Consider the following 22,958-nt stretch of genomic DNA (forward strand, 5'->3'; position numbering starts at 1 on the left):
AAACGAGCGGATATATGTTGCAAATATGTTGGCTCAGGATGGACTAAAGAAAAGTAAAGATGATAATGCTCAGTATGTTTCATATGAAGCACTGAAAGAATGCCTGAGTCTGGTTTCTGATTATGCATTAAAAGAAAGGCTTAGTATACAATTTCCTATGATTGGTGCAGGATTGGGAGGTGGTGATTGGGATGCTATTTTTTCTCTAATTAAAGAGTGCTTGGCAAGAAAGAGAATAAAATGCAACATCGTTAAATTAGGTTGAGTGAGAGTGACATGAACTTCTATACTTTCAGTAGCTTTACATTTGGCGATAACTTGATTTGTTTTCCCGATCCGAAATCAAGATTGTCCAGCTTTTTTATTTGGAATGAAGGTGATGGTAAGTTCCTATCCTACTCACTGCCAAAAGGGAAAGTGCCAAGCGCTTTGAGTAGCGACATTTTTAATTTGCATGACTATTTTCCTGCCAGTCTCGGAATTCCAATTTTTTCAAAAAAAGCTAAGGCTGTATTTGAACGCAAGGTTTCGTCTGAAATGTTATTCTATGAATGTGCGGTAGAAAACGTAACTGAAACGATGCTTCTGTGTAAAGTGAATAATTATTTTTCAATTATTGATGAGGAAGCCTCGACGTTCAGAGAGCTTGGGGATGGAAGCAAGCTCATTGATGTGCCTGCTTACAAGTGTGACAGGGAGTTCTTTATTGCTAGGGATAGCATCTATTGTGAAAGGATAATTGTCTCTCAGCAGTTTGTTGACCTATGTAATGAAGAACAGCTAAACATAGACTTTGAGAGTTGCTAATTGACGTTCCCAAAAGATGCTCACCATCCTCTTATTCCTCCCCCAAACTAAATACCCAATGTGCCATCAATCAGGGTGCGGCAGTGCCCGCCGATCCAGGGTTCGCCGTCAATAAAGCGCACGTTCACGCGGCCATCTCGATTCAGTTGGGTGCCCTGGCGCACCTGGTAGCCCTGTGCGGTCTGGCCGCCGTCGGGGAAGCGGCTGGTTTGCAGCAAGCGCGCCAGGCAGGCGTTGGCGCTGCCGGTCACCGGATCTTCAATCAAAACACCGCATTCCACCATAAACGCGCGCATTTCGTAATCGGCCGGTTCGGTTGCGGAGCAGGCGCCATAGATCACCACGCCATCCACATCACACGCGGTTTGCAGCTGTTTAATCGTGGCCTGATCCGGCGTTACCGCCAGGCAAGACTGCGCGTCCGGCAGGCGCACCATCAGCCAGCGAATGCCCATCTCGGCAATCACCGGCGGGGTGCCTGCTGCAATCACTGCAGGCCGTAAAGCGGCCGTCAACCGTTCGGTTTCCTCGGCCGCCATTGGGCGGAACTCAACTTCGGGCGCGGCGAACGCCAATGTGCCGTCCGGCAGGATATTGACCGCCACCAGGCCGACGCCGCATTCCTGCATCACCGTTCCGGGGCGTTTAGGCGCCAATCCGGCTTCCAGCAGGGCGTGTGCGGTGCCCAGCGTCGGGTGGCCGGCGAAGGGCAGCTCCTTTTCGGTAGTGAAGATGCGCATCTTATAATCCGCCGCCGGGTGCGTCGGTTTAAGCACGAAGGTGGTTTCCGAAAGGTTGGTCCAACGGGCCAATGCCAGCATCTGCGCGTCGTTCAGCCCTTCGGCTTCCAGCACCACCGCCACAGGATTGCCGAGCAGCGGCGTGGCGGTGAAAACGTCCACCTGTTTGTAGGCGCGGGGTGCCACATCATCACTTCTGAGCATTGGCCATCATCCGTTATCAACAAAACCTGATGATAACGATATTCGCCAATGGCTTCAAAGGGTTGAGTTTTGTTTTGAGATATCTGCCCGTCGCCACTTCAGCCCCGGCTTGGCGAACATCACCAGGTTGCCCAGCAGGATCAGGCACAGGCCCAGCACGGCGTTGAAGTGCCACTGATAGCCTTCGTAGATCGTTGAGATGGTCAGTGCCACCAGCGGGAACAGCAGGGTGCTGTAGGCCGCCGCGCCGGCGCCGATGCGGCCGAGCAGGCTGAAGTAGGCGGCGAAGGCGATCACCGATCCGAAGATCGCCAGGTACAGCAGGGAGCCGATATAGCGGCTGCTGTATTCCATCTGGAACGACGCGCCCTGTGCCAGGGCGATCAGCGCCATCAGCATCGCGCCGTAGGTCATGGCGTAGGTGTTAGTGGAAAAGATATCCAGCCCGCGGCGCTGATGGCGCGCGCTGATCATATTGCCCAGCGAGAAGCCGTAGGTGCCGAGCGCGCTCAGGCCGATGCCTTTAAGCAGCTCCGGCGCCATGCGGGTGGCGGCCAGATCTTGCCAGAACAGCGCCACGATGCCGGTCAACCCCAGCAGCGCCGCCGGCAGCAGGTTGGGGCTGGGGCGCTGGCGGAAGAACAGCAGGCTGTTGAGGGCGTTGAACAGCACCGCCATCGAGAAGATCACCGATTCCAGCCCGCTGCTGATGTAAGCCGCCGCGTGGTAAAAGCAGAAGAAGTTGAAGCCGAACACGCAGCAGCCCTGCAGCACGCAGAACAGATGATCGCGCGGGGCGAGACGGCGCAGGCGGCGCGTTAACAACAGCACGGCGAACATCACCGCGGCGGCAATGGCGAAGCGGTAAGCGATTGAGACGGGAATGGCCACCGGGCCTTCCTGTTGCAGGGTGATCGCAATCCAGGTGGTGCCCCAAATCAGCACCACGGCGAGGTACAACAGCGCATTCATTCTATTTGTTACTCCGAAAAAACCGATGGCGCAGTATCCGCTTTGGCGCGCGGCGGCGCTTGCAGCGCTTTGCGCCCAGTTGCATATTCTTGCGCTTTTTTTGCCAAAAGCGCGCCGCGGCGGCTGGCATGCCGCGGCGTCACTCTTTACACTGTCGGCATGTCGAACAACGGGGCCGGCGATGTCCAACTATCAGGCGTTTGAAACACTGCGTGAGCACAAGGCGCGGCTGCACGGCAGCGTGCTGCTGGGCACCGGCGTGGAGCTGGCGGCCTGGTCCAACTGCAACGATCGCGTCACGCAGGAAAGCGCCGACCACCATACCCTGAGCCTGTACGTCGCCGACGGCTATGAGTGCTACCAGCAGGTGCCGGGCGGCTGGCGCAACGGCGGCGGGCCGGATCGGTTCTGCATCATGCCGCGCCAATACGCCTCCACCTGGGATGTGCGCAGCGATCTGTCGTTCGTGCACCTGTATTGCACCGATGGGCATCTGCGGCAGCTGGCGGAGCAAACCTGGGATCGCAGCCCGGCGGCGATCAACGTGGAGCCGCGCAGCTTCGGCGAAGATCCGCAGATCACGCTGCTGTACCGCCAGTTTTTGCTCAACTGCGATTGGCAAGACAGCGCCAATCTGCTGGCGCTCAGCAGCGCGTCGAACCTGCTGATGTCACACCTGATCCAGCGTTACAGCCAGCTGCAGTGGAAGCTGCCGCCGGTGCGCGGCGGCCTGGCGCCTGCGGTAGCCCGGCGGGTGCGGGAATATATCGAAAACCACCTCGATCGGCCTTTGCTGTTGGCGGATCTGGCGGCGCAGGCCGGGTTGAGCGAATACCATTTCGCCCGCATGTTCAAGCACGCCACCGGCCTGGCGCCGCACCAGTTCGTGATGCGCGCCCGGCTGCAGCGGGCGGAACAGCTGTTGCGGCATAGCCAACAGCCGATCACCGAGATCGCGCTGGCGTGCGGCTTCAGTTCCGCCAGCCATTTCAGCAACCGCTTCAAGGCGGCCTATGGATTTGCTCCGCTGCAGGTGCGGCAGGGGCGCTAACCGAAAGGGAGTGCAGCATGGATCAACAATTTGCCGGGCTGGGCGTGTTGTTTGTCGCCGGATTCGGGCCCATCACGCGTGAGAGCGACGAGAGCAAGGCGTTTTATGTCGAGGCGCTGGGGCTGCCGCTCAAGCCGATGCTGGGCAACGAAACCTATCTGCTGTCGGAGCAAGGCGCGCTGGACGGGGTTAAGCATTTTGCCCTGTGGCCGCTGGCGCAAGCGGCGCAGTCCTGCTTTGGCGACGATTGCTGGCCGGCGGATCTCGCGGTGCCGCAGGCGTGGATCGAGTTTGACGTAGCCGACATGGCGGTAGCCACCCAGAGGCTGGTCGATCGCGGTTATCGGCTGTTGGTCGCCAACCGCGAAGAGCCGTGGGGGCAAAGCGTTACTCGGTTGCTCAGCCCGGAAGGACTGCTGGTTGGCGTCACCTACACGCCCTGGTTGCGTTAAACGCCGTGCTGTTCGCCGCCGTTTCGCAGCGGCGGGCGGCCTAAGAACAAATACGCATTAGCTTAAAGCGATCTGCGCTATAGACCTATCGAATCCCCGAGTTGTTTCCTTCCCTGAAAGCAGTAATCCCGTTCATTGCGTAAAAACCAAGGGCCAGAACGCGCTATTGCCATGCCATTTTACGGCGATTTTCCCTCGTCTTTTTTTGTCGCCAGGTGCCTGATGGGAATAGAGATTATTCTTATATTTCCATCAATGCTTAAGAAATAATAATGATTCTCGTTTTCAACCACGGAAAGGAGAAGGAACGATGAAAACAGTGAAACGAACGGGCATCGCGCTGGCGATAGCCCTGACTTTCCCCCTGGCATTGCCTGCCGCTATGGCGGCGCAACCCTCCCTGACAAACAGTAAGGCGGCGACGATGACGGAAAAACACGGGCAGTTTATTGCGGTCGCTAAAGTGGTGCAGGTGACCTTCGGCGATTTCGCCTTCAAGCTGGATTTTACCGATGACAAGACCATGACCTTCACCGGTATCGGCGAGGCGTCGCAGGGCATCACCGATACGGTGCAGTACACCGCAGTGGAGATTCGGCCGAAGGTTTACATGGTTTATTGGCACGAACCGCAGTCCGGCGACAACGTGACGCATATCGAGGACTTTGAGCGCGGCGAGGTGTACACCAACATCGCCGCCAAGGACGGCAGCTTCACCCATCTGAAAGGGCAGCTGAAAATCGTAGGTCACTCAGGAAACTAAGGAGCAGTTATGAAAAAGGCATTGATCGCCTGTGCGATCGTCGGCGGCTTGCTGGCGAGTTACCCGGCGTTGTCAACGGATCAGGCGGCGTCGCAAAAGTCGGCCGGCAAGGGCGGCTATCATCATGCCCAGCAAAAGCTGAAGGTGGTGGAAGATCTGTACGCGGGCTTCTTCAACCGCCACGACATCGGCGTGGCGCAGAGGCTGATTGTGGAAAACTACAAGCAGCATAACCCGTTCGTCGGCGACGGCATCAAGCCGTTCCTCGATTTCTTCAGCCAGACCTTCAAAGACAATCCGCAATACAGCGCCAAAATATACCGCAGCGCGGTCAACGGCGATCTGGTCTACGTTCACGTCAAATACCAAAATAACCCGCAGGATCGCGGCACCGCCAGCGTGGATATTTATCGGGTGAACGATCAGGGGAAAATCACCGAGCATTGGGACGTCAATCAGGATGTGCCGGAAAAATCGGCTAACGACAATACCATGTTCTGAGCCACAAGGGCCGCTGCGGCGGCCCTCTACGCGCCTGCAACACTTTATTTACTTACATAAATATTAAATGACCGCCGCGTCGAGTAGGCTACGGCCGCCTTTGGCAGTGGTGGTACGGTTGATGGGCGTCATTGTCCCGCCACTGCTTGAGGCGTTTCCCCACATTCCCCGTTATCCCGCACGTTGATTTTCCACTTTTTTGAACTGATGACGCAGCTGCAGCGCATTGCAAAGCACCAAGACTGCCGTGACGGCGAACACCCAACGGAACCCCATCATCGCCGAAATGCCCGATCCCAGCAGTGGGCCAACCACATTGCCCAGGTACATAAAGGATTGGTTATAGCCGAAGATGCGCCCGGTCACCTGATCGGAGGAATACTTCAGCAGCAGCGCCTGCACCGCCGGCATCAGCGCGCCGTCGGCAAAACCCAGCAGGAAGCGCAGAATGCCCAGCTGCAGCGGCGTATTGACCCAGGCCATCACGGCGAACAGGCCGGTGGTGAACAGCAGCGCGGCGATCAGGATGCGCGCGGTGCCGATGCGATCGCCGAGCCGCCCGAGGCGCGGCGCCGAGATCAGCGCCGCAATGCCGGGCACGGCGGCGATCATGCCGCTGACAAAGGCGATATTGCTGACGTCGCCCGATAGCTCGCGAATGAACAGCGTCAGGATCGGGCTGATGGACGAGTTAGCCAGCTGGATCATCAGGGTACAAACGAACAGGGTGACGATCAGCGTCGGATAGGGCAGCGAACGGAATACCGCCTTGCCGCTCAGCTGATCCGCTTTTTTCACCGTGATGCGCCGCTCTTTAATCAGGAACAGCGTCACCAGGAAGCTGACGAACATCAGCCCGGCGGTGACGAAAAATACCACCCGCAGCCCCAGATGGTCGGCCATCAGCCCGCCCAACAGCGGCCCGGCGATCACGCCGGAGATCTGCCCGGTAGAGAGCGTGCCCAGCGCCCAGCCGCTTTTATCACGCGGCGCCTGCGAGGCGACCAGCGCCATGGCGTTGGGAATATAGCCGGACGTCAGCCCCATCAGGGCGCGCAGCGCGAACAGCTGCCACACGTTAGTGGCCAGCCCCTGCAGCGCGATGACGATCGCCATGCCCAGCGAGGCGCGCAGCAGCATCAGCTTGCGGCCTTTGCGGTCGGCCAGGCTGCCCCACAGCGGCGAGACCACCGCCGAGACCAAAAAGGTGCCGCTGAACACCAGCCCGGACCACAGGCTGAGGGATTGGTGATCGCTGACGCCGAGCTGTTCGACGTACAGCGGCAGAAAAGGGAGGATTTGGCTCATCGCCAGCCCGGTGAAGAAACACCCGAGCCAGACCGAGATCAGATTGACTTTCCACGCTTCCATCGGCTTACCGTACCACGTTGAATAAGGAGGGATTTATTAAGCAAAATAATAATAACACTGCAAATTAATCGGCGAGGGGCAAATGCGTGAGCAAACGTAACCCTGCCGATGCAGTGTCTTTTTTGCTATATATTAATAGCTATATTATCATAGGTAACTAGGTTAAGCCAGAGCGGCGCGGTAGCCAGGCAGGGCACTGCGCGATCCGGCGGTGTGAAAGCAGGGATAAACTGAACGCTAGATTGATGCCAATGAAAAAAGATCACCCTGAAGACGTGACGCTGCTGCGCACGCAGTTAATGTCGCTGGTGCGCCGTTTGCGGCGCGAGTCGCGTAGCGACGAAAAATCCTGGGCCCAGCTGATGCTGTTGGGGGCTATCGATCGCCACGGCGGCGAGGCGACGCCGTCGCTGCTGGCGGAATCGGAGCGCATGCGTTCCTCTAATCTGGCGGCCGCGTTGCGTGAGCTGGAGGCCGACGGGCTGCTGGTGCGCACGCCGGATGCCGAAGATAAACGCCGGGTGCGGGTACGCCTGACGCCCGCCGGGCTAGGCCTGCTGCAGCAAAGCCGCAGCCGACGCGAGGCGTGGCTGCTGGCGGCGATGGAAAGTTGTTTAACGGAGCAAGAACAGGCGCTGTTGGTTGAGGCGGGGGCGTTGATGGCGCGGCTGGCGGCGGCGCCAACGGACGAGGAATAATCGCTGGGCGGCCGGTGCGCCGCCCGTGCAGCGAGGTTACGGCATCGGCCAATCGACCGGCATGGTGCTGACCACGTCCACGTAGCGATCCCAGGCCGATGACCAGAACTGGGTGAAGGCTTCCAGGGTAAGGTGGATGCCCATCAGGCCCATCACGAACCAGCAGGCGGTAAACAGGCCCAGGCTGCTGAACATGAACGCCATGCCGTTGCGGCTGGTTTTACGGCAAACGACGTTTAACTGGCTGGCGAAGAACATCATCACGGCGCTCAGCAACTCCCAGCGCATCATGACTAAACCGGTGGCAATGGTACTCATCGAACTCGATCCTATGTAACAAAAAGCCGCATCCGGCAGGGCGCCGACAGGGAAATGCGGGGGAATATCGGTAATAGTGTGATTAAGATCACATTGTAGCATTGGGGCGAACGGGGGCTCAATGGGGATCGCGGTGAAAAAATCGCCGCCGGTAACATTCCAATATGCTGAAACAGTTATGCCATTTCATTAGCAACCTTTTCATGGGGCGTCGCGCCCGATAACGCTATGCTTGCCGGCTTTTCAGCCCCCTGATTTTGCGGGGAAATGTGACGCAAAAGGTACCGGCACTGCATGGCCCTGTTAAAAGAAACAATTCGCGACCACTCTGCGGAAGAAAGACTGTTTATCCGCCGGGCAGGCGTGGCGCTGGCGCTGGTAGTGGTGTGCTTCGGCGTATTGATCGTCAACCTCTACCGGCTGCAAATCCGCCAGCACGGCTTTTACCAGACGCGCTCCAACCAGAACGACATCAAGATGCTGCCGCTAGCTCCCAGCCGCGGGCTGATCTTTGATCGTAACGGCACTCCGCTGGTGCGAAACGTGACACTGTATCGTATCGAGATCACGCCCAGCAAAATCACCGACATGGCGGCGCTGCTGCAGGCGCTGACGCCGATCGTCGACCTGACGCCGGAGGACATCAGCGCGTTTCGCGATGACATGCACCACAACAGCCGTTACAAGCCGGTGACGCTAAAAACCGGGCTGAGTGACACCGAGGTGGCGCGTTTTGCCGTCAATCAATACCGTTTCGACGGGGTAACAATCGATACCTATCAACAGCGTGAATATCCTTACGGCGCTCAGCTGGCGCACGTTCTGGGCTATGTGTCGAAGATCAACGACAGCGATCTCAAGCGCCTGGACAAGGCCGGCCTGAGCGAAAACTACGCCGCCGACCGCAACATCGGCAAACAGGGCATCGAAGCCTATTACGAGTCCGAGCTGCACGGCACCACCGGCTATCAGGAGGTGGAGGTGGATAACCATGGGCGCGTGATCCGCCTGCTGAAGGAGCAGCCGCCGAAGGCCGGCAAAAACATCTACCTGACGCTGGATCTGCCGCTGCAGCAGTACATTGAATCGGTGCTGAAGGGGCAACGCGCCGCGGTGGTGGTGGAAGATCCGCGCGACGGCGGCATTCTGGCGATGGTCTCCAGCCCCAGTTACGATCCCAATCCTTTCGTCAAAGGCATCGGCTATCAGGCCTATAAGGCGCTGCTGACCAACCCGGATCTGCCGCTGATCAACCGCGTCACCCAGGGGCTGTACCCGCCAGCGTCGACGGTGAAGCCCTACATGGCCGTTTCGGCGCTGTTCGCCGGGGTGATCACGCCCAGCACCACCTTTTTCGGCGCGCCGACCTGGACGCTGCCCGGCACTGAGCGCCGCTACCGCGACTGGCTGAAAACCGGCCACGGCATGCTCAACGTCACCAAAGCGATCGAGGAGTCCGCCGACACCTTCTTTTATCAGGTGGCATATGAGATGGGCATCGATCGTATTCACCACTGGCTGAGCCAGTTCGGCTACGGCCAGTCCACCGGCATCGATCTGAACGAAGAGTACCGCGGCGTGCTGCCGAGCCGCGACTGGAAGCTGAAGGTGCACAAAAAAGGCTGGTATCAGGGGGATACGGTTTCGGTGGGCATCGGCCAGGGGTATTGGGTGGCGACGCCAATCCAGATGGTAAAAGCGCTGACCACGCTGATCAACAACGGCCAGGTGAAAACGCCGCACCTGCTGTATTCGCTGCAACAGGGCAACCGGGTGACGCGCTACCAGCCGCCGGCGCAAGCGGCGCAGATCGGTGATCCCCACTCGCCTTACTGGGGCATCGTGCGCAACGGCATGTACGGCATGGCCAACTTGCCGAACGGCACCGGTTACAAGCTGTTCCATACCGCGCCGTACCAGATCGCCGCCAAATCCGGCACCTCGCAGGTGTTCAGCCTGAAGCAAAACCAGACCTACAACGCCAAAATGATCCCGGTGCGGCTACGCGATCACATCTTCTATACGCTGTTCGCGCCTTACAAAAACCCCCGGGTGGCGATGGCGCTGATCCTGGAAAACGGCGGTGGCGACGGCGTGGTGGCGGGGCCGACCGCACGCGCGATCCTCGACCATATTTTTGACCCGGCCAACGCGCCACAGCCCGGTGATATGCCGCAAAGTAAACCGCAGTTAAACGACAGTGCAGATGTGCAACGGTGATGCGGTTTGTTTTTACTTTCTTACAAACTGCAATCTCCTGACCATTTCCGGCAAGGTAGACTGAAATAACACCATAAACCGAATAAAAACGTAGGGTTAACACAACAGTGGCGCCATCGACCAAAAAGAGCGGTAAAACCTATTCCACAGTTCGTTTCGGCTGGATTTGCGCCGGCATGCTGGTCTGTTTTTTTCTGTTGGCGTTCAGGGTCGGCTACCTGCAGCTGCTGGAACACCAGCAGTTGGCGGATCAGGCCGACCAGCGTTCGATCCGCACCCAGGTGGTGCCGACCAACCGCGCTATGATCACCGATCGCAACGATGAGGCGCTGGCGGTCAGCGTGTCGTCCAAAGACATCGTGCTGGACCCGAAGCATATTCTCGATACCCAGACCGATACCGGTAACGAACGCTGGCAGAGTATGGCCAACGTGCTGAAGATCCCGCTGGCGGACATCCAGCATCTGATCCAGAGCAACGCGCACAAACGTTTTGTCTACCTGGCGCGCAAGGTGGAGGACGACAACGCCGCCTACATCAGCAAACTGCACCTGACCGGCGTCAGCGCCGAGCAGGATTTCAGCCGCTTTTATCCGATGGGCCAGGATGCCGCCGGGCTGATCGGTATCGTCGGCCAGGACAATCAGGGGCTGGAGGGCATCGAGCTGGGCTTCAACCCGCTGTTGCAGGGAAAAAACGGCCTGCGGGTCTATCAGAAGGATGGCAGCGGCGCGGTGATCGGCGTGCTCAAAAGCGTGGATCCGGTGCCACCGCCGAACGTGACGCTCAGCATCGACAAATTTATCCAGTACGTGCTCTATGCGCAGATCCGCGACGGCGTGGTGGCTAACCAGGCCGACTCCGGCTGTGCGGTACTGGTCAAGATCGACACCGGCGAAATCCTCGGTATGGCCAGCTATCCGTCGTTCAACCCGAACAACTATGGCAGCACGCCGGCGAAAGATATCCGCAACGTGTGCAGCAGCGACAGCTTCGAACCGGGTTCGACGGTGAAACCGGTGGTGGTGATGGTGGGGTTGGAACATAAGCTGATCCGGCCGGATACCGTGTTGGACACCACGCCGTATCGGGTGAACGGTCACCTGATCAAAGACGTCGGCCACTGGTCGAAACTGACCATCACCGGCGTGCTGCAAAAATCGAGCGACATCGCGGTATCGCACATTGCGCTGGCGCTGCCGGCCACCGTGCTGCCGGCGGTCTACCGTAGCTTTGGCCTGGGGCGGCCAACCGAGCTTGGCATCGGCAACGAGAGCAGCGGCTATCTGCCGCAGCACCGTGAACGCTGGGCCGATATCGAACGCGCTACCTTCTCCTTCGGCTATGGGCTGCGCGTGACGCCGCTGCAGATGGCACGCGAATATGCTGCTATCGGTTCCTTCGGCATTTATCGGCCGCTGTCGATCACCAAGGTGACGCCGCCGGTGATGGGGCAACGTATTCTGCCGGCGGATACGGTACGGTCCGTGGTGCATATGATGGAGAGCGACGCCTTGCCTGGCGGCAGCGGGGTGAGCGCCGCGGTACCGGGCTATAGGCTGGCGATCAAAACCGGTACCGCCGAGAAAATGGGCCCCAGCGGCAAATACGACGGCGGCTACATCAACTACACCGCCGGCGTGGCGCCGGCCAGCGATCCGCAGGTGGCGCTGGTGGTGATGGTCAACAACCCGAAAGCCGGCAAGCACTTCGGCGGTTCGGTGGCGGGGCCGGTGTTCGGCAAGATCATGGCCCAGGTGCTGGAGCACATGAATATCCTGCCGGATGCCCAACCGCTTAACGTGGTGTCGTCGGTCAAGAGCTGATGGGGATTAGCGCGATTCCAGCAGGCGCTTTAGCGCCTGCAGATCGGCGTTCACCAGCCCGGCGTCGCGGGCGAACAGCGCGTCGTCCATGTCCGGCTGGCGGAACAGGGTGACGATCACCTCGGTGCCGTGCCGGTTGGCGAGCGCGCGCAGCGGCACGTAGACCACGCCGCCGTTCGGCAGCGTCACCCAATGATCCAGCACGCCGAAGGCATTCGGCGCGCTGAAGCGAATACGAAGGTTTCCCTGTGGGGTGTCTGCCACCCATTCTTCATCTTCCTGCCGTAAACTGTTGGCCAACCCTTTGGCCCACAAGGGGAAATTTTCCGGCTGGCTGAGAAAGGCGTACACCTCGTCACAGGGGCGGTTGATGGCAATATGCAGCGTTTGCGCGCTCAGCATCGTGGCTTCTCCGGTTGGCGGTGATACTTCAGTGTAGATCTCGCCGTGCTCAGAAGTAGTAACCGATGTTCACGTTAGTGCGAAAATACCATTTATTGCTGCCGGAGGATTGCGTGCCGGTCCAACCGGTGGCGTTTTCCACGCCGCCCCACGGGTTGGCATTCTGCGCCCAGGTCAGGTCCACCCACAGCATCACCGGCATGGCGAACACCTGCACCCCCAGCGTATTCATTTTGGAGTCGGAACCGCCGTGCTTATCCTTCCAGAGCACGCTGTAATCGTTGTAGAACCGCAGCTTTTTCACCGGCCCCCAAGGTACGTCGACGTCGCGCGCCAGGTTGATGGCGGCGGTGGTGGCCTGCGACGGGATCAGATAGGCCGGCGTCAGGCCGTTGCCGCCCATCAGGATCACCGAATTGTTGGCCCCGGCCGGGCCTTTGGCATCGTAACCGTAGCGGATCACCTGGCCGGACAGATGCCAGGGATCGTTATTCACCAGCGTATGCAGGCCCGCCGCCCAGAAGCTGCCGTTATCGCCGGTCGCCTGGTTGTAGAGCCGCGAGGCCGCCAGCGAACCGCCGAGCTCATTGTCCCAGCCGCCCTGGTGGAAAGCGCGCGTCAGCCGCAGGTTTATCTGATCGCGTTTTTCGTTGCGCTGCAGGTGCTGTGACGCATAGTTGGTGTTTTTCAAATCGTCGTAGCTGGCGACGTCGGGGGCGTAACGCACGCCGGTCGGCATCATGCGCGGGTAATAGGCGGCGTCGAAGGCCCAATCGTCATGCTGATATTGGTATTTGGCGCCCAGCCCGGTGTTGACGCCAAAGCCGAGGTAAAACGGAATGCCGTACGACCAGCCGAACTGCGGGTAGGGCATCAGGCCGAACGGTTTGAACGGCGCGCCCAGTTGCACGGCGGAACGTTCAGACAGGTGATAGCCGACATAGGCGCGGTCGATGGCGTATTTGCGCCGATCCTGAAACCAGAATCCGCCATCGAAAAATGCATCGTTTACCTGGCCGACGGCATCGATGCGAAAAGCGTCAAAGCGTAAATGCGGAGGATTCCGATAATTGCTGCTGTGCCAGTCTTCATAGCGATAATTGGCGCGCAGTGCACCGCCGATATCAATATTCTTTTTATTATCCTCGCTTTGCCAATGAATATGCGGAAATGCCGGGCGGCTTTTTTTTACCGGCGCCGCGGTGGTGGCAACATCGTTGGGCAATGCGGCGACGGTTGCATAACTCACTGGTGAAACAAGGAAAAAACAAAGCGTGATCTTGCGCATAGCAGGCCCCTGAAGAAAATAGACTGTTTATTAAGGCGAGCGAGTTTCACCTGTGAACAGGGCATTTACGCTCATCGGTTTTATATTTGAGACGATTTTATTGAGCGTTTCATATATTAAATTCCGCGCCGGTTAATATATGAAACTTTGTTTCTTTTTTAATGGAAAAACTATAAATCCGGTATTAAACAAGTCAAGAAATAAAAATGAGAGTTGACGGGTAATACCGATTATTGGGGGATCTTGGCCGGCGGGGGCGACGCAGAGCAGGCTGAAATAGTCGTGTCATCAATGCCCGTTAGACTCGCGGCATCCTGGTATGACTGACTAAAAATCATGAACATAAAACTGACACTGGGCCGCAGGGTAAAACCTGCGGCAGCGCTACCGCGTGCGTTTGGCTTCGGCAAGAGCATGGGCTTATTAAGCGGGGTAATTTGCGTTATCGCGCTATTTTCTCTGCTGCAATTGTTTTCCACCCTATTTATTTCCAATATTTTGCGCGACGCCAAGGTTAATCTGGTGACGGGTGATGCGCTGCATCGCCAGCAGGCGACAATGGATCGCGCCAGACTGTCGCTGCTGACGGCCAGCGATACCCTGAACCGTGCGGGCATCTATTATCTGCAGGATAAAGCCACCGGCTCCGAGGGCAGTTGGCATAGCCTGCTGGATGAATCGTTGGCGGCGTTGGCGGCTTCAAAGCAGGCCTTTGCCCGGTTCGAGCGCTTGAGCGCGGCTGCGCCCGAAGCGACGGGCGCCCTGAAAGACAGCTATCGTCTGTTCTATGACGGCCTGAAGGAACAGGCGCAAGGGTTGCAAAGCAGCGCCAGCGTCGATGCGTTTTTCGCCGTGCCGATCCAGGCGTTTCAGGCGGATTTCAACGAGAAGTATCTTGCCTACCAGACGCTGAACGAGCGGCGTGGCGATGACGTCAACGTGCGGCAATTGGCGGTGCTGGAGCAGGCCAAGATCTTTGCGTTTGGCGCGCTGGCGGCGCTGGTGCTGATTGCCGTGGGGGTCTGGGTCGGCGTCTCTCGCTGGGTTATCGCACCGTTGCAGCGGGCAATCGCGCACCTCAACGTGCTGGCCGCCGGCGATCTTTCGCGGCCGCTGCCGCCTGAGCGGGCGTTGAACCGAGAGATGCGTCAGCTGCAGACCAGCATTGGCCATATGCAAAACGGCCTGCAGCGGCTGGTGAGCGAGGTGCGCGATGCGGCGAGCGGGATCCTGAGCGGCGTTGGGCGGCTGGCGGACGGCAATCGCCAGTTGACGGCGCAGTCGGCGAAGCAGGACGGCGAACTGCAGTTGGCGACCGAGCACGTGCAGCAGCTGGCGGCGCGGGTGGAAGAAAACGGCCAATACGCCCAGCAGGCCAGCCAACGAACCGAACAAGCCCGGCAGTACGCCGGCGCCGGTGAGCAGATGATGGCAACCGTCAATGTTTCAATCCAAGGGATCGTCAACCAATCGGCCGAGATGCGTGGCATCGTCGCGCTGATCGACAGCGTGGCGTTCCAGACCCATATTCTGGCGCTGAATGCGGCGATCGAGGCCGCGCATGCCGGCGTTCACGGCCGCGGCTTTGCCATCGTAGCCAAAGAGGTGGGTCTGTTGGCGCAAAAGAGCAGCCATTCGACGCGCGATATTCAGCAGTTGATCAACCGTTCACTGCAGCAAATCGATCAAGGTTCGCAGGCGGTGGATCTGCTGACCGGCAACCTGCGCCAGATTATCGATCTGGTGAACAAATGCAGTGCCCTGATGGGGGAAATCTCGCAGGCGTCTTTCAATCAGGGGGAGAGCATTCAGGACGTGACGGCGCGCATTGCGGCGCTGAATCAGGTGGTGCAACAAACCGGCGCCGTGGTGAACGCGGTGAGCGACGCTTCTCAGTCGCTGCAGGGCGAATCGGAACGGTTGGAAAAAGCGATGGCGCGTTTCAGGCTGCCTGTGCAATAAATAACCCTGACGCAGGTTAATGAATAATAAAGCTGCGCTAAACGTTATTTATTATTTTCCACCGCTGAGGGACGTTATTTCGATAAATAAAAAACAGACCGGCGCTTATGGATTAAAAAAGTGCCGGCCTGCAGAGATTATTTTAACGCGATGATTAACGGCTGGTCTGGTGGCCGATAATGCCACCCAGCGCCGCGCCGCCGAGGGTACCCAGCGTGCTGCCGTCGGTCAGCACCGCACCGCCGACTGCACCGACGCCCGCGCCGATCGCCGTGTTGCGATCGCGATTGGACATATGCCCACATGCGGTAACGGAAAGCGTTGCCATCACCACCACCAACACACCTGCGGCACGTTTAATATTCATAATGAGTTCCTGGTAAATTGACTGATTAATGGATTAAAAATAATCCGATTAACCTGCCGGTAGAAGTTGGGATGAATGTATTCCGCCGTAAGAAAATCGAACAGGTAAAAATTCTTAATTTTGCGGCGGTGAAAAGCGATTGCTCGCCGAATGTGCGGCCGCCGGTAAAATCGTGGGTCTATACTGGAAAGACGCCTCGCGGGGTGCGGGGCGCACACGCTGGAGGCCGCCATGTCCGATCTCGTTTCCGCATCCGGCAAACCGGTGAAAATCCCCGGCCCGGACCACCCAATCACCTTGACCCGCCATCCGGCGCGGGTTGTCGTGCGTGCAGCCGGTCAGACCCTGGCCGACAGCCGCAACGTGCTCATCCTGCAGGAAGCCACCTATCCGCCGGTGTTTTACTTTCCGCGTGAGGATGTGAATCGGGCGCTGTTGCAGAAAAACGAGCACGTCAGCTACTGCCCTTATAAGGGCGACTGCAGTTATTTCTCCCTTGTGCTTAACGGCGAGCAGGAGGCCAATGTGGCCTGGAGTTATGAAATGCCCTACAACGCCGTGGTAGCGATCAAGGATCATCTGGCATTTTATCCCGATAAAGTGACGGAGATCCGCACAGAAGCGTGAGCCGCCGCCGCCATCGGGCGGGGCAGGTTGACATTCTCATTATCCCTACTCATTATGTGTATTACCGTAAATTGATACGCTTTCCTTATGTTTTAATCCGACATAAACGAAACTCTGAGCAGGTGCCAAGGTGTCTACCTCTACGCGATTTGCCGTTGCCATCCATATTCTGACCAATATCACGCTGTGTCGTGGCCAGACGGTGCGTTCCGAAGACATCGCGCGCAGCGTCAACACGAATCCGACGGTAGTACGGCGCATCCTCGGCGCGCTGGCAGAGGCCGGGCTGACCTATTCACAGATGGGACAAGGCGGTGGGGCGCTGCTGGCGCGGCCGGCGGAAACGATCTCGCTGCTGGACGTGTATCGCGCGGTAGAGGATCAACCGTATTTCATGCTGCACCGTACCCGGCCTAACGATGCGTGCTATATCGGCCACGCCATTACCCCGGTGCTGGAGCAAGAATTTGCACGCGTCGGTCACGCGCTGGAAGCCAGCCTGGCGCAAACCAGCATCGCCGAAATGGCCGGGCAGGTCGAACGGTGCGCAGGCTATCCTTTTGTCCCTTGTTCACCGCAATATCAAGCGGATACGCAATAAAAAACCACGCAAATTCCCGCTACGCGCAGAGCATTTTTTGCATTGCGTTAATGTAATTGTGTAAGTTACATTAGCTCGCATCAAGTGTGATGTAGCTCACGTTTTAGACTGCCTCCCCACGATAATCGATCGATTGGCCGGAAACCTTTTCTTCCGGCGTAGGTTCGCTGTGCTTATAAACCAGGAGAGAACGATGTTAGAAATGATTGAAAGCTTGGCCACCGTGGTGGTCCTGGTGCCGGTAATGGTGGCCGTCTTGCTCGGCGCGATTTACGGCCTGGGTGAAGTGTTCAACGTCTTTTCCGCTATCGGCAGAAAAAATAACGGCTGAATTTGAACGTCAGGGGACGCAACGCCCCCTGACGGAGGGTTACAATACCGTCGCCAGGAAGTTGCGCGTCCTCTCATGTCCCGGCGCATCCAGAACCTGCTGCACGCTGCCCGTTTCAACCACCTTTCCCTGATCCATAAAGACAATCTGGTCGGCCACTTCGCGTGCGAAGCCGATTTCGTGCGTGACCACCACCATGGTCATGCCCGAATGCGCCAAGTCTTTCATCACCTGCAGCACTTCGCCAACCAATTCAGGATCGAGGGCGGAGGTCGGTTCATCAAACAGCAACACCTGTGGGTTCATTGCCAGCGCGCGGGCGATGGCGACGCGCTGCTGCTGGCCGCCGGACAGTTCACGCGGCCAGGCGTTGATGCGATGTTCCAGCCCGACGCGGGTCAGCAGCTGTTTCGCCCGTTCCTGCACCTCGGCTTTTTTTTCCTTTTTCACCCGCAGCGGCGCGTCGCTGACGTTTTGCAACACGGTGCGGTGTGCAAACAAGTTGAACTGCTGAAATACCATGCCAATGCTTTTACGCTGTTCGGCCACCTCGGCTTCTTTCAGCTCGTACAGATGCCGGCCTTTTTGGCGATAGCCGATCAGCTGTTCGCCAACACGAATGGTGCCGCCGTCCAGCTTTTCCAGGTGGTTGATGCAGCGCAACAGGGTGGATTTGCCGGAGCCGGAAGGGCCGAGGATCACCGTTACCGAACCTGCCGGAATGGTCAGGCTGATATTTTTCAACACGTCGGTGCCGGAAAAGGATTTCCGCACCCGGTTGATGTGGATAGATGCGCTCATTGTTCACCTCCCTGAGGGGCTTTGCGGTTGAGGAAGAACCGGCCGCTGCGCGTTGCCTGCGTGCCGCGGCCAAAATAGCGCTCCACGTAGTATTGACCAATCGACAGAATCGAAGTCATGGCCAGATACCACAGGGTGGCGACCAGCAGCAGCGGGATGACCTCGTAGGTGCGTTGGTAAATGATCTGCGCCGAATACAGCACGTCCTGCAGGGCAATCACCGACACCACCGCGGTGGTTTTCAACTGCCCGATCACCTCATTGCCCGCCGGCGGCAGGATGGTGCGCATCGCCTGCGGCAATACCACGCGCCACAGGATTTGCCCACGACGGTAGCCCAGCGCTTTGGCGGCTTCCAACTGGCCGCTGCCGACGCTTTGGATGCCTGCACGCACGATCTCCGCCGCATAGGCCGACTGATGCATCACCAGCGCAATCACCGCGGCGCTGAAGGTGCTGATAAGGGTATTGGTCGGTGCGCTGGCGACTTCGCCCAGAAACGGGATCCACAAGCTGATGCGGGGATAAAGCGCGGCGATGTTGTACCACAGGAACAGCTGTACCAGCATCGGCACTGCACGGAAGAACCAGGTGTAGAACCAGCTTACCGCCACCAATACCGGATTGGCCGACAGGCGCATCAGCGCCAGCAGCACGCCGCCGGCGAAGCCGAACACCACCGAAATTACCGTCAGCTTCAGCGTCATGAGCACGCCGTTGAGGATGGACGCCTCGGTAAGATTTTCCGCCACCACCGACCATTCAAAGCGCGGGTTGTGCAGCATGGAATTGACGATAACGCCGACGATCAGCAGTACAACCAGGGCGCTGAGCCAGCGCCCGTAATGCCGGTGGCCAACGATGCTCAGTTCCGCGTCGTCGACAGGGTATTGCCCACTCATTTTGCGATCTCTTCATTGATGCCGGCGGTTTTCACGGCACCAAAACCGATATCCCAGCCGTCGAGGATTTTCTGGTAGCTACCGTCGGCGATCAGCGAATTTAGTGCCGCCTGCACCGGTTTCACCAGTTCGGAGCCTTTCGGCAGGGCGATGGCCACCGTGGTACCGTCGATGTTGATATCACCGGCCAGCGTCAGCGGTTTGACGTGGGTGGCCTGGTAGCGCAGCCCTTCATACGGGCCGAAAAACATCGGCACGCGGCCGCTGATCACCGCCTGCACCCCGGCCGGGCGATCCGGGAAGATCGGCATGGTGATGGCCGGCTTGCCGGCGGCGACGCATTGATCGCTGGCCTGCTGCAGGCGGGTTATCTGTGAGGTGCCTGCACCGGCGCCGACGGTCTGGCCGCACAATTGGGCCAGCTCGGTGTAAGGGCCAAGCGCAGCGTCTTTGCGGGCGATCAAGGCCAGTTTGGAAGCGTTGTAATAGCCGACGAAGTCCACCTGCTGGAAGCGCTTTTTGTTGGCGTCAATGTTGGCCAGCGCGACGTCATAACGGCCGGACTTCAGGCCGGGGATGATGTTGTCGAAACCGCCGGTGTCCTTCCAGTGGATCGCCACGCCCAGGCGATCGGCAATTGCGCTCATCACGTCGATTTCACGCCCAGCCAGCGTTTTGTTGTCCGCCTGGTAAAAGGTGGTCGGCGGGGTGTTCGGGTTGGTGCCGGCAACGATATAGCCGGCCTTTTTGATAGCGTCAGGCAGGCTGTCGTGCAGCGCCGGATCGGCGGCAGCTTTCACCGCCGCCTTGAAGGGAACATCGCCTTCAGCGGCATGACCGGCGGCCAACGGCGCCAGCGTGGAGGAAGCCAACAGCAGGGACAGTACGGTGCGTTTGAATGTGTTTTTCATCATGATTTCCCTGCGGATTAAGCCGATTTTACGTTAGCGAAGTTGATTGCCGGTTCCGGCAGGCCCAGGTTTTCACGCAGGGTTGCATGCTGATACTCTTCACGGAACAGGCCACGGCGGCGCAGCTCCGGGATCACCAGCTCGACGAACAGTTCCAGTTGGTTGGGCAACACCGCCGGCATGATGTTGAAGCCGTCTGCGCCTTGCTGTTCCAGCCACAGCTGGAAGTCGTCGGCGATCTCTGCGGCGGTGCCTACCACCACGCGGTGGCCACGCGAACCGGCCGCGACGGCCGCCAGCTCGCGCAGCGTCAGGTTTTCCCGCGCGGCCAGATCGGTCAGCAGTTTCACGCGGCTTTGGCCGCCTTCGGTGGCGCCCACGTTCGGCACCGGGCCGTCCAGCGGGTAATCGCTCAAATCGAAGCCAAAGCGCGCCGACAGCTGCTCAATGCCGTTATCGATATCCACCAGTTGATTCAGCTGATACCAGGTTTCCTGCGCTTCTTCTTTGGTACGGCCGACAATCGGCATCACACCTGGCAGGATCAGCAGGTGGTCCGGGTTGCGGCCGGCGTCGGCCACGTATTTTTTCTGGCTGCGGTAGAAAGCTTGTCCTTCTTCCAGGCTGGCGGCGGCGGTGAACACCACTTCGGCGGTTTCCGCCGCCAACTGTTGGCCGGCCGGGGAAGAGCCGGCCTCAATGATCACTGGCCGCCCCTGCGGCGAGCGGGAAATATTCAGCGGGCCCTGCACCGAGAAATGCTTGCCCTTATGGTTGGCGGCGTGGATTTTCTCGTCGATAGCGTATACGCCATTTTGCTTATCGCGCACGATGGCGTCTTTTTCCCAGCCGTCCCACAGTTTGTAGCTGGCCTCGAGGAATTCCCGCGCCACTTCATAGCGTTCGGCGTGCGACGGCAGGTCTTCACGACTGAAATTGCGCGCCGCATCGCTGGAGAAAGAGGTCACCACGTTCCAGGCGGCGCGGCCGTGGCTGATATGGTCGATGGAGGCCATGGCGCGTGCCAGGTGGAAAGGTTGATCGAAAGTGGTGGAGGCGGTCGCCGCCAGCCCGATATGGCGGGTGTTAACCGCCAGCGCCGCCAGCAGCGTCAGCGGCTCCAGGCGTGACATCGTCGAGGGCAGGCGGTGCACGCTGGTGGCCAACGCGTCGCCGACGAAGAACATATCGAAGGTGCCTTCTTCGGCTTTTTTTGCGATCCAGGTGAACCAGTCGATATCGGTCGGTGAACCGCTGGCGCCTTGTGCGCGCCATCCTCCGATGTGGTGTCCCAGCGCCTGAACGAACAGGCCGAGACGGAGTTGGCGCGATGGTGTTGAAGGTGAAGTACTCATAATTATTCCTGTTTTATTATTAATTTAACAATGCAATCAGTCGCGGCAGCGCGCCAGGGGACATGAGGGCGCAGTCGCGGATAACGCTTTCGCCTTCGAGGCCCGGAAGCAGCTGCAGAATGGCGTGCAGCTTGGCGTCGAGGTCTGTCGGCCGGGCGGCGGTTTGCTTTCTTGTGACCATGTCACTTATTTGCCTTCCGTCCTGCAGCGTCAGGGTCAGGCGATGGAAGCGCATCTCCGGATCGAGCGCGTCCGGCGGGGCTGCGGGATCGACATGGCGCTCAACTTTTGCCGCCAGGGCGGCGATAGCCGCATCGACCGGCTGTTCGCCGTAATGCGTCAGCGGGACCTCGCCGTGGTATAGCGCATCGGCTATGACGTATTCGAGGCTAAAGCGCGCTTCCACACCGGTGGCCGGCTGGCGAATATAGGGTGCGGTATCTGCGCCGGGCGGAAAACTGACCTCAACCAGTGCGATCTCCGCAAGGGCGTCGCCTTGTTCCAGCAGCCGCGCGCGCAGGGCGAGCGCCGCCTCGGCCGCGCTGTGAGTGCCACCGCAGGTCGGATACCGCTTGAACTCCAGCCCCGGCTGCAGGATGCGCCAGGGCGTGCCCCAGTCGGCGGTCAGGCATTCCGGTTTTTGCCGGCCGTCGCCGTGGGAAGTCAGCAGGCTGTCCAGCACGCCCTCCGGTTGGCCGATGAAACCGGCCTGAGCCAGCAGGGCGGCATTGACCGCGTTGCGTGCCGCCAGCCCTGCGTGCAGCGGTTTGGCCGCCGAACCGAACTGACTGCGCAGGCCCGCCGCCTGGGTGGCCGCCAGGCCGAGAGCAATCTGCGTTTGCCGCTGGTCAAGCTGCAGATAACGCGCCACGGCGGCGCAGGCGGCGACCGCGCCCAGGGTGGCGGTGCTGTGAAAACCCTGCACGTAATGTTGCGTGCCAGCGGCCAATCCCAGACGGCCAGCGGCCTCTACACCGATGACATAGGCGGTTAACAGCTCAGTGACATTGTCACTCTCACCGTTCAGCGCCAGCAGGGCGGAGAGCACTACGGTGCTAGGATGGCCACGCAGCGCAGGATGGTAATCATCGAAGTCCAACGAGTGGCTGACATAGCCATAGCGCAGTGCACGGTTCTCACTGCTGGTCGGCGGAAACGTCGTGCCGATCGCTGCCAGACCGGCATCGCTCAACGCCCCGCGGGCAATCGGCAATGCGCAGGCGAAGTAATCTTTCACGCCGCGGCGAGCGGCTGACAGGGCGGTTTGATCCGGCTGGCTGTTCAATATCAGATGAGCGAATTGGGCGGTTATCGATAATGACAAGGCGTTAACACCTGAATTTATAGATGGTTATGCACGAGTGCGGGGTAAAAGGTATTGTGTGGCGGTTTTCTTTGTCCCGAAAGAACGAACGGCGCTTCTATATCGCTGAATGGAATATCACGACGGCACTGCGCCGCCGTCAGGGCTGCTGGCAGGCGCGGCAG

At 58.9% G+C, this 22,958-nt stretch carries 24 protein-coding genes and 1 pseudogene; 13 read left to right on the forward strand and 12 right to left on the reverse strand.

The window, feature by feature from the left end:
- A pseudogene (locus tag ACJ8IL_RS00005) lies at positions 1-265 on the forward strand (macro domain-containing protein); the annotation flags it as partial.
- A gap of 11 nt (positions 266-276) precedes the next feature.
- Positions 277-807 carry a hypothetical protein gene (locus ACJ8IL_RS00010; RefSeq protein ID WP_147823773.1) on the forward strand — a complete coding sequence of 177 codons (531 nt, stop codon included), beginning with the start codon at positions 277-279 and terminating at the stop codon, positions 805-807.
- 47 nt (positions 808-854) lie between these two features.
- Here the strand turns inward: ACJ8IL_RS00010 and ACJ8IL_RS00015 are convergent, their stop codons facing one another.
- Complete coding sequence (locus ACJ8IL_RS00015) at positions 855-1,751, reverse strand: PhzF family phenazine biosynthesis protein (RefSeq protein WP_442516261.1); 897 nt, start codon at positions 1,749-1,751, stop codon at positions 855-857.
- A 54-nt stretch (positions 1,752-1,805) separates the two neighbouring features.
- Positions 1,806-2,723, reverse strand: a complete 918-nt coding sequence (locus ACJ8IL_RS00020) for a DMT family transporter (RefSeq protein WP_442516262.1) — start codon at positions 2,721-2,723, stop codon at positions 1,806-1,808.
- Positions 2,724-2,904: 181 nt separating this feature from the next.
- Here ACJ8IL_RS00020 and ACJ8IL_RS00025 point away from each other — a divergent pair, with 181 nt between their 5' ends.
- The 4 genes from ACJ8IL_RS00025 to ACJ8IL_RS00040 all read left to right on the forward strand — a co-directional run bounded on the left by ACJ8IL_RS00025 (position 2,905) and on the right by ACJ8IL_RS00040 (position 5,490).
- On the forward strand, positions 2,905-3,774 hold the full coding sequence (locus tag ACJ8IL_RS00025) for a helix-turn-helix domain-containing protein (protein WP_060433021.1): 870 nt from the start codon (positions 2,905-2,907) through the stop codon (positions 3,772-3,774).
- Positions 3,775-3,791: 17 nt separating this feature from the next.
- Positions 3,792-4,226 (forward strand): glyoxalase, encoded by a 435-nt coding sequence (locus ACJ8IL_RS00030; RefSeq protein WP_261464080.1) that lies wholly within the window; start codon positions 3,792-3,794, stop codon positions 4,224-4,226.
- 310 nt (positions 4,227-4,536) lie between these two features.
- Positions 4,537-4,989, forward strand: coding sequence for a MoaF-related domain-containing protein (locus tag ACJ8IL_RS00035; RefSeq protein WP_442516263.1), 453 nt, complete (start codon positions 4,537-4,539; stop codon positions 4,987-4,989).
- Between the two features lie 9 nt (positions 4,990-4,998).
- Positions 4,999-5,490 carry a nuclear transport factor 2 family protein gene (locus ACJ8IL_RS00040; RefSeq protein WP_025302780.1) on the forward strand — a complete coding sequence of 164 codons (492 nt, stop codon included), beginning with the start codon at positions 4,999-5,001 and terminating at the stop codon, positions 5,488-5,490.
- 171 nt (positions 5,491-5,661) lie between these two features.
- Here ACJ8IL_RS00040 and ACJ8IL_RS00045 read toward each other — a convergent pair whose 3' ends face one another.
- Entirely contained in the window at positions 5,662-6,861 is a 1,200-nt protein-coding gene (locus ACJ8IL_RS00045) for a multidrug efflux MFS transporter (protein ID WP_004940721.1), read from the reverse strand.
- Between the two features lie 251 nt (positions 6,862-7,112).
- On the opposite strand from ACJ8IL_RS00045, the gene ACJ8IL_RS00050 reads away from it, so the two are divergent.
- Positions 7,113-7,559 carry a MarR family winged helix-turn-helix transcriptional regulator gene (locus ACJ8IL_RS00050; RefSeq protein WP_038629307.1) on the forward strand — a complete coding sequence of 149 codons (447 nt, stop codon included), beginning with the start codon at positions 7,113-7,115 and terminating at the stop codon, positions 7,557-7,559.
- 36 nt (positions 7,560-7,595) lie between these two features.
- On the opposite strand, the gene ACJ8IL_RS00055 is transcribed toward ACJ8IL_RS00050, so the two are convergent.
- A complete protein-coding gene (locus tag ACJ8IL_RS00055) occupies positions 7,596-7,877 on the reverse strand; it encodes a YjcB family protein (protein WP_033634498.1) in 282 nt (93 codons plus the stop codon).
- Positions 7,878-8,171: 294 nt separating this feature from the next.
- Here ACJ8IL_RS00055 and mrdA point away from each other — a divergent pair, with 294 nt between their 5' ends.
- Together mrdA and ACJ8IL_RS00065 are read left to right on the forward strand one after the other, a co-directional pair.
- Positions 8,172-10,097, forward strand: a complete 1,926-nt coding sequence (gene mrdA / locus ACJ8IL_RS00060) for a penicillin-binding protein 2 (protein WP_197810966.1) — start codon at positions 8,172-8,174, stop codon at positions 10,095-10,097.
- Between the two features lie 107 nt (positions 10,098-10,204).
- Entirely contained in the window at positions 10,205-11,923 is a 1,719-nt protein-coding gene (locus tag ACJ8IL_RS00065) for a penicillin-binding transpeptidase domain-containing protein (protein WP_043142739.1), read from the forward strand.
- Positions 11,924-11,929: 6 nt separating this feature from the next.
- On the opposite strand, the gene ACJ8IL_RS00070 is transcribed toward ACJ8IL_RS00065, so the two are convergent.
- Both ACJ8IL_RS00070 and ACJ8IL_RS00075 read right to left on the reverse strand, forming a co-directional pair.
- Positions 11,930-12,325, reverse strand: coding sequence for an SRPBCC family protein (locus ACJ8IL_RS00070; RefSeq protein WP_442516264.1), 396 nt, complete (start codon positions 12,323-12,325; stop codon positions 11,930-11,932).
- Between the two features lie 49 nt (positions 12,326-12,374).
- Positions 12,375-13,613, reverse strand: coding sequence for a hypothetical protein (locus ACJ8IL_RS00075; RefSeq protein WP_089195870.1), 1,239 nt, complete (start codon positions 13,611-13,613; stop codon positions 12,375-12,377).
- Positions 13,614-14,027: 414 nt separating this feature from the next.
- On the opposite strand from ACJ8IL_RS00075, the gene ACJ8IL_RS00080 reads away from it, so the two are divergent.
- On the forward strand, positions 14,028-15,575 hold the full coding sequence (locus ACJ8IL_RS00080) for a methyl-accepting chemotaxis protein (RefSeq protein WP_442516351.1): 1,548 nt from the start codon (positions 14,028-14,030) through the stop codon (positions 15,573-15,575).
- Between the two features lie 154 nt (positions 15,576-15,729).
- On the opposite strand, the gene osmB is transcribed toward ACJ8IL_RS00080, so the two are convergent.
- Positions 15,730-15,942, reverse strand: coding sequence for an osmotically-inducible lipoprotein OsmB (gene osmB, locus ACJ8IL_RS00085; RefSeq protein ID WP_004940700.1), 213 nt, complete (start codon positions 15,940-15,942; stop codon positions 15,730-15,732).
- Positions 15,943-16,173: 231 nt separating this feature from the next.
- On the opposite strand from osmB, the gene ACJ8IL_RS00090 reads away from it, so the two are divergent.
- The 3 genes from ACJ8IL_RS00090 to ACJ8IL_RS00100 all read left to right on the forward strand — a co-directional run bounded on the left by ACJ8IL_RS00090 (position 16,174) and on the right by ACJ8IL_RS00100 (position 17,501).
- Complete coding sequence (locus ACJ8IL_RS00090; RefSeq protein ID WP_025302787.1) at positions 16,174-16,569, forward strand: DUF427 domain-containing protein; 396 nt, start codon at positions 16,174-16,176, stop codon at positions 16,567-16,569.
- A 130-nt stretch (positions 16,570-16,699) separates the two neighbouring features.
- Positions 16,700-17,170: an Rrf2 family transcriptional regulator gene (locus ACJ8IL_RS00095; RefSeq protein WP_025302788.1), complete on the forward strand. Its 471-nt coding sequence runs from the start codon at positions 16,700-16,702 to the stop codon at positions 17,168-17,170.
- Positions 17,171-17,363: 193 nt separating this feature from the next.
- A complete protein-coding gene (locus ACJ8IL_RS00100) occupies positions 17,364-17,501 on the forward strand; it encodes an AcrZ family multidrug efflux pump-associated protein (RefSeq protein WP_016927779.1) in 138 nt (45 codons plus the stop codon).
- 39 nt (positions 17,502-17,540) lie between these two features.
- Here ACJ8IL_RS00100 and ACJ8IL_RS00105 read toward each other — a convergent pair whose 3' ends face one another.
- The 5 genes from ACJ8IL_RS00105 to ACJ8IL_RS00125 are packed head-to-tail and all read right to left on the reverse strand — an operon-like array spanning position 17,541 to position 22,794.
- The gene (locus ACJ8IL_RS00105) at positions 17,541-18,302 is read right to left on the reverse strand and encodes an amino acid ABC transporter ATP-binding protein (protein WP_025302789.1); all 762 of its coding nucleotides are present in this window, start codon (positions 18,300-18,302) and stop codon (positions 17,541-17,543) included.
- Positions 18,299-19,204: an amino acid ABC transporter permease gene (locus ACJ8IL_RS00110; RefSeq protein WP_025302790.1), complete on the reverse strand. Its 906-nt coding sequence runs from the start codon at positions 19,202-19,204 to the stop codon at positions 18,299-18,301. The genes ACJ8IL_RS00105 and ACJ8IL_RS00110 overlap by 4 nt, the downstream gene beginning before the upstream one ends.
- Entirely contained in the window at positions 19,201-20,115 is a 915-nt protein-coding gene (locus ACJ8IL_RS00115; RefSeq protein WP_049204005.1) for an ABC transporter substrate-binding protein, read from the reverse strand. Before ACJ8IL_RS00115 ends, ACJ8IL_RS00110 begins: the two co-directional genes overlap by 4 nt.
- 17 nt (positions 20,116-20,132) lie before the next feature.
- Positions 20,133-21,470 (reverse strand): LLM class flavin-dependent oxidoreductase, encoded by a 1,338-nt coding sequence (locus ACJ8IL_RS00120; protein WP_049204006.1) that lies wholly within the window; start codon positions 21,468-21,470, stop codon positions 20,133-20,135.
- A 19-nt stretch (positions 21,471-21,489) separates the two neighbouring features.
- Positions 21,490-22,794, reverse strand: coding sequence for an MmgE/PrpD family protein (locus ACJ8IL_RS00125; RefSeq protein WP_089180890.1), 1,305 nt, complete (start codon positions 22,792-22,794; stop codon positions 21,490-21,492).
- Between the last annotated feature and the right edge of the window lie 164 nt (positions 22,795-22,958).

The sequence above is a fragment of the Serratia sp. CY47444 genome, assembly GCF_052168635.1.
In the GTDB taxonomy this organism is placed as follows: domain Bacteria; phylum Pseudomonadota; class Gammaproteobacteria; order Enterobacterales; family Enterobacteriaceae; genus Serratia; species Serratia bockelmannii.

What these genes read in the sequence shown, in the direction of transcription:
- ACJ8IL_RS00010 (WP_147823773.1), top strand. Translation starts at nt 277, where the DNA reads ATGAACTTCTATACTTTCAGTAGCTTTACATTTGGCGATAACTTGATT.
- ACJ8IL_RS00015 (WP_442516261.1), bottom strand. Translation starts at nt 1,751, where the DNA reads ATGCTCAGAAGTGATGATGTGGCACCCCGCGCCTACAAACAGGTGGAC.
- ACJ8IL_RS00020 (WP_442516262.1), bottom strand. Translation starts at nt 2,723, where the DNA reads ATGAATGCGCTGTTGTACCTCGCCGTGGTGCTGATTTGGGGCACCACC.
- ACJ8IL_RS00025 (WP_060433021.1), top strand. Translation starts at nt 2,905, where the DNA reads ATGTCCAACTATCAGGCGTTTGAAACACTGCGTGAGCACAAGGCGCGG.
- ACJ8IL_RS00030 (WP_261464080.1), top strand. Translation starts at nt 3,792, where the DNA reads ATGGATCAACAATTTGCCGGGCTGGGCGTGTTGTTTGTCGCCGGATTC.
- ACJ8IL_RS00035 (WP_442516263.1), top strand. Translation starts at nt 4,537, where the DNA reads ATGAAAACAGTGAAACGAACGGGCATCGCGCTGGCGATAGCCCTGACT.
- ACJ8IL_RS00040 (WP_025302780.1), top strand. Translation starts at nt 4,999, where the DNA reads ATGAAAAAGGCATTGATCGCCTGTGCGATCGTCGGCGGCTTGCTGGCG.
- ACJ8IL_RS00045 (WP_004940721.1), bottom strand. Translation starts at nt 6,861, where the DNA reads ATGGAAGCGTGGAAAGTCAATCTGATCTCGGTCTGGCTCGGGTGTTTC.
- ACJ8IL_RS00050 (WP_038629307.1), top strand. Translation starts at nt 7,113, where the DNA reads ATGAAAAAAGATCACCCTGAAGACGTGACGCTGCTGCGCACGCAGTTA.
- ACJ8IL_RS00055 (WP_033634498.1), bottom strand. Translation starts at nt 7,877, where the DNA reads ATGAGTACCATTGCCACCGGTTTAGTCATGATGCGCTGGGAGTTGCTG.
- mrdA (WP_197810966.1), top strand. Translation starts at nt 8,172, where the DNA reads ATGGCCCTGTTAAAAGAAACAATTCGCGACCACTCTGCGGAAGAAAGA.
- ACJ8IL_RS00070 (WP_442516264.1), bottom strand. Translation starts at nt 12,325, where the DNA reads ATGCTGAGCGCGCAAACGCTGCATATTGCCATCAACCGCCCCTGTGAC.
- ACJ8IL_RS00075 (WP_089195870.1), bottom strand. Translation starts at nt 13,613, where the DNA reads ATGCGCAAGATCACGCTTTGTTTTTTCCTTGTTTCACCAGTGAGTTAT.
- ACJ8IL_RS00080 (WP_442516351.1), top strand. Translation starts at nt 14,028, where the DNA reads ATGGGCTTATTAAGCGGGGTAATTTGCGTTATCGCGCTATTTTCTCTG.
- osmB (WP_004940700.1), bottom strand. Translation starts at nt 15,942, where the DNA reads ATGAATATTAAACGTGCCGCAGGTGTGTTGGTGGTGGTGATGGCAACG.
- ACJ8IL_RS00090 (WP_025302787.1), top strand. Translation starts at nt 16,174, where the DNA reads ATGTCCGATCTCGTTTCCGCATCCGGCAAACCGGTGAAAATCCCCGGC.
- ACJ8IL_RS00100 (WP_016927779.1), top strand. Translation starts at nt 17,364, where the DNA reads ATGTTAGAAATGATTGAAAGCTTGGCCACCGTGGTGGTCCTGGTGCCG.
- ACJ8IL_RS00105 (WP_025302789.1), bottom strand. Translation starts at nt 18,302, where the DNA reads ATGAGCGCATCTATCCACATCAACCGGGTGCGGAAATCCTTTTCCGGC.
- ACJ8IL_RS00110 (WP_025302790.1), bottom strand. Translation starts at nt 19,204, where the DNA reads ATGAGTGGGCAATACCCTGTCGACGACGCGGAACTGAGCATCGTTGGC.
- ACJ8IL_RS00115 (WP_049204005.1), bottom strand. Translation starts at nt 20,115, where the DNA reads ATGAAAAACACATTCAAACGCACCGTACTGTCCCTGCTGTTGGCTTCC.
- ACJ8IL_RS00120 (WP_049204006.1), bottom strand. Translation starts at nt 21,470, where the DNA reads ATGAGTACTTCACCTTCAACACCATCGCGCCAACTCCGTCTCGGCCTG.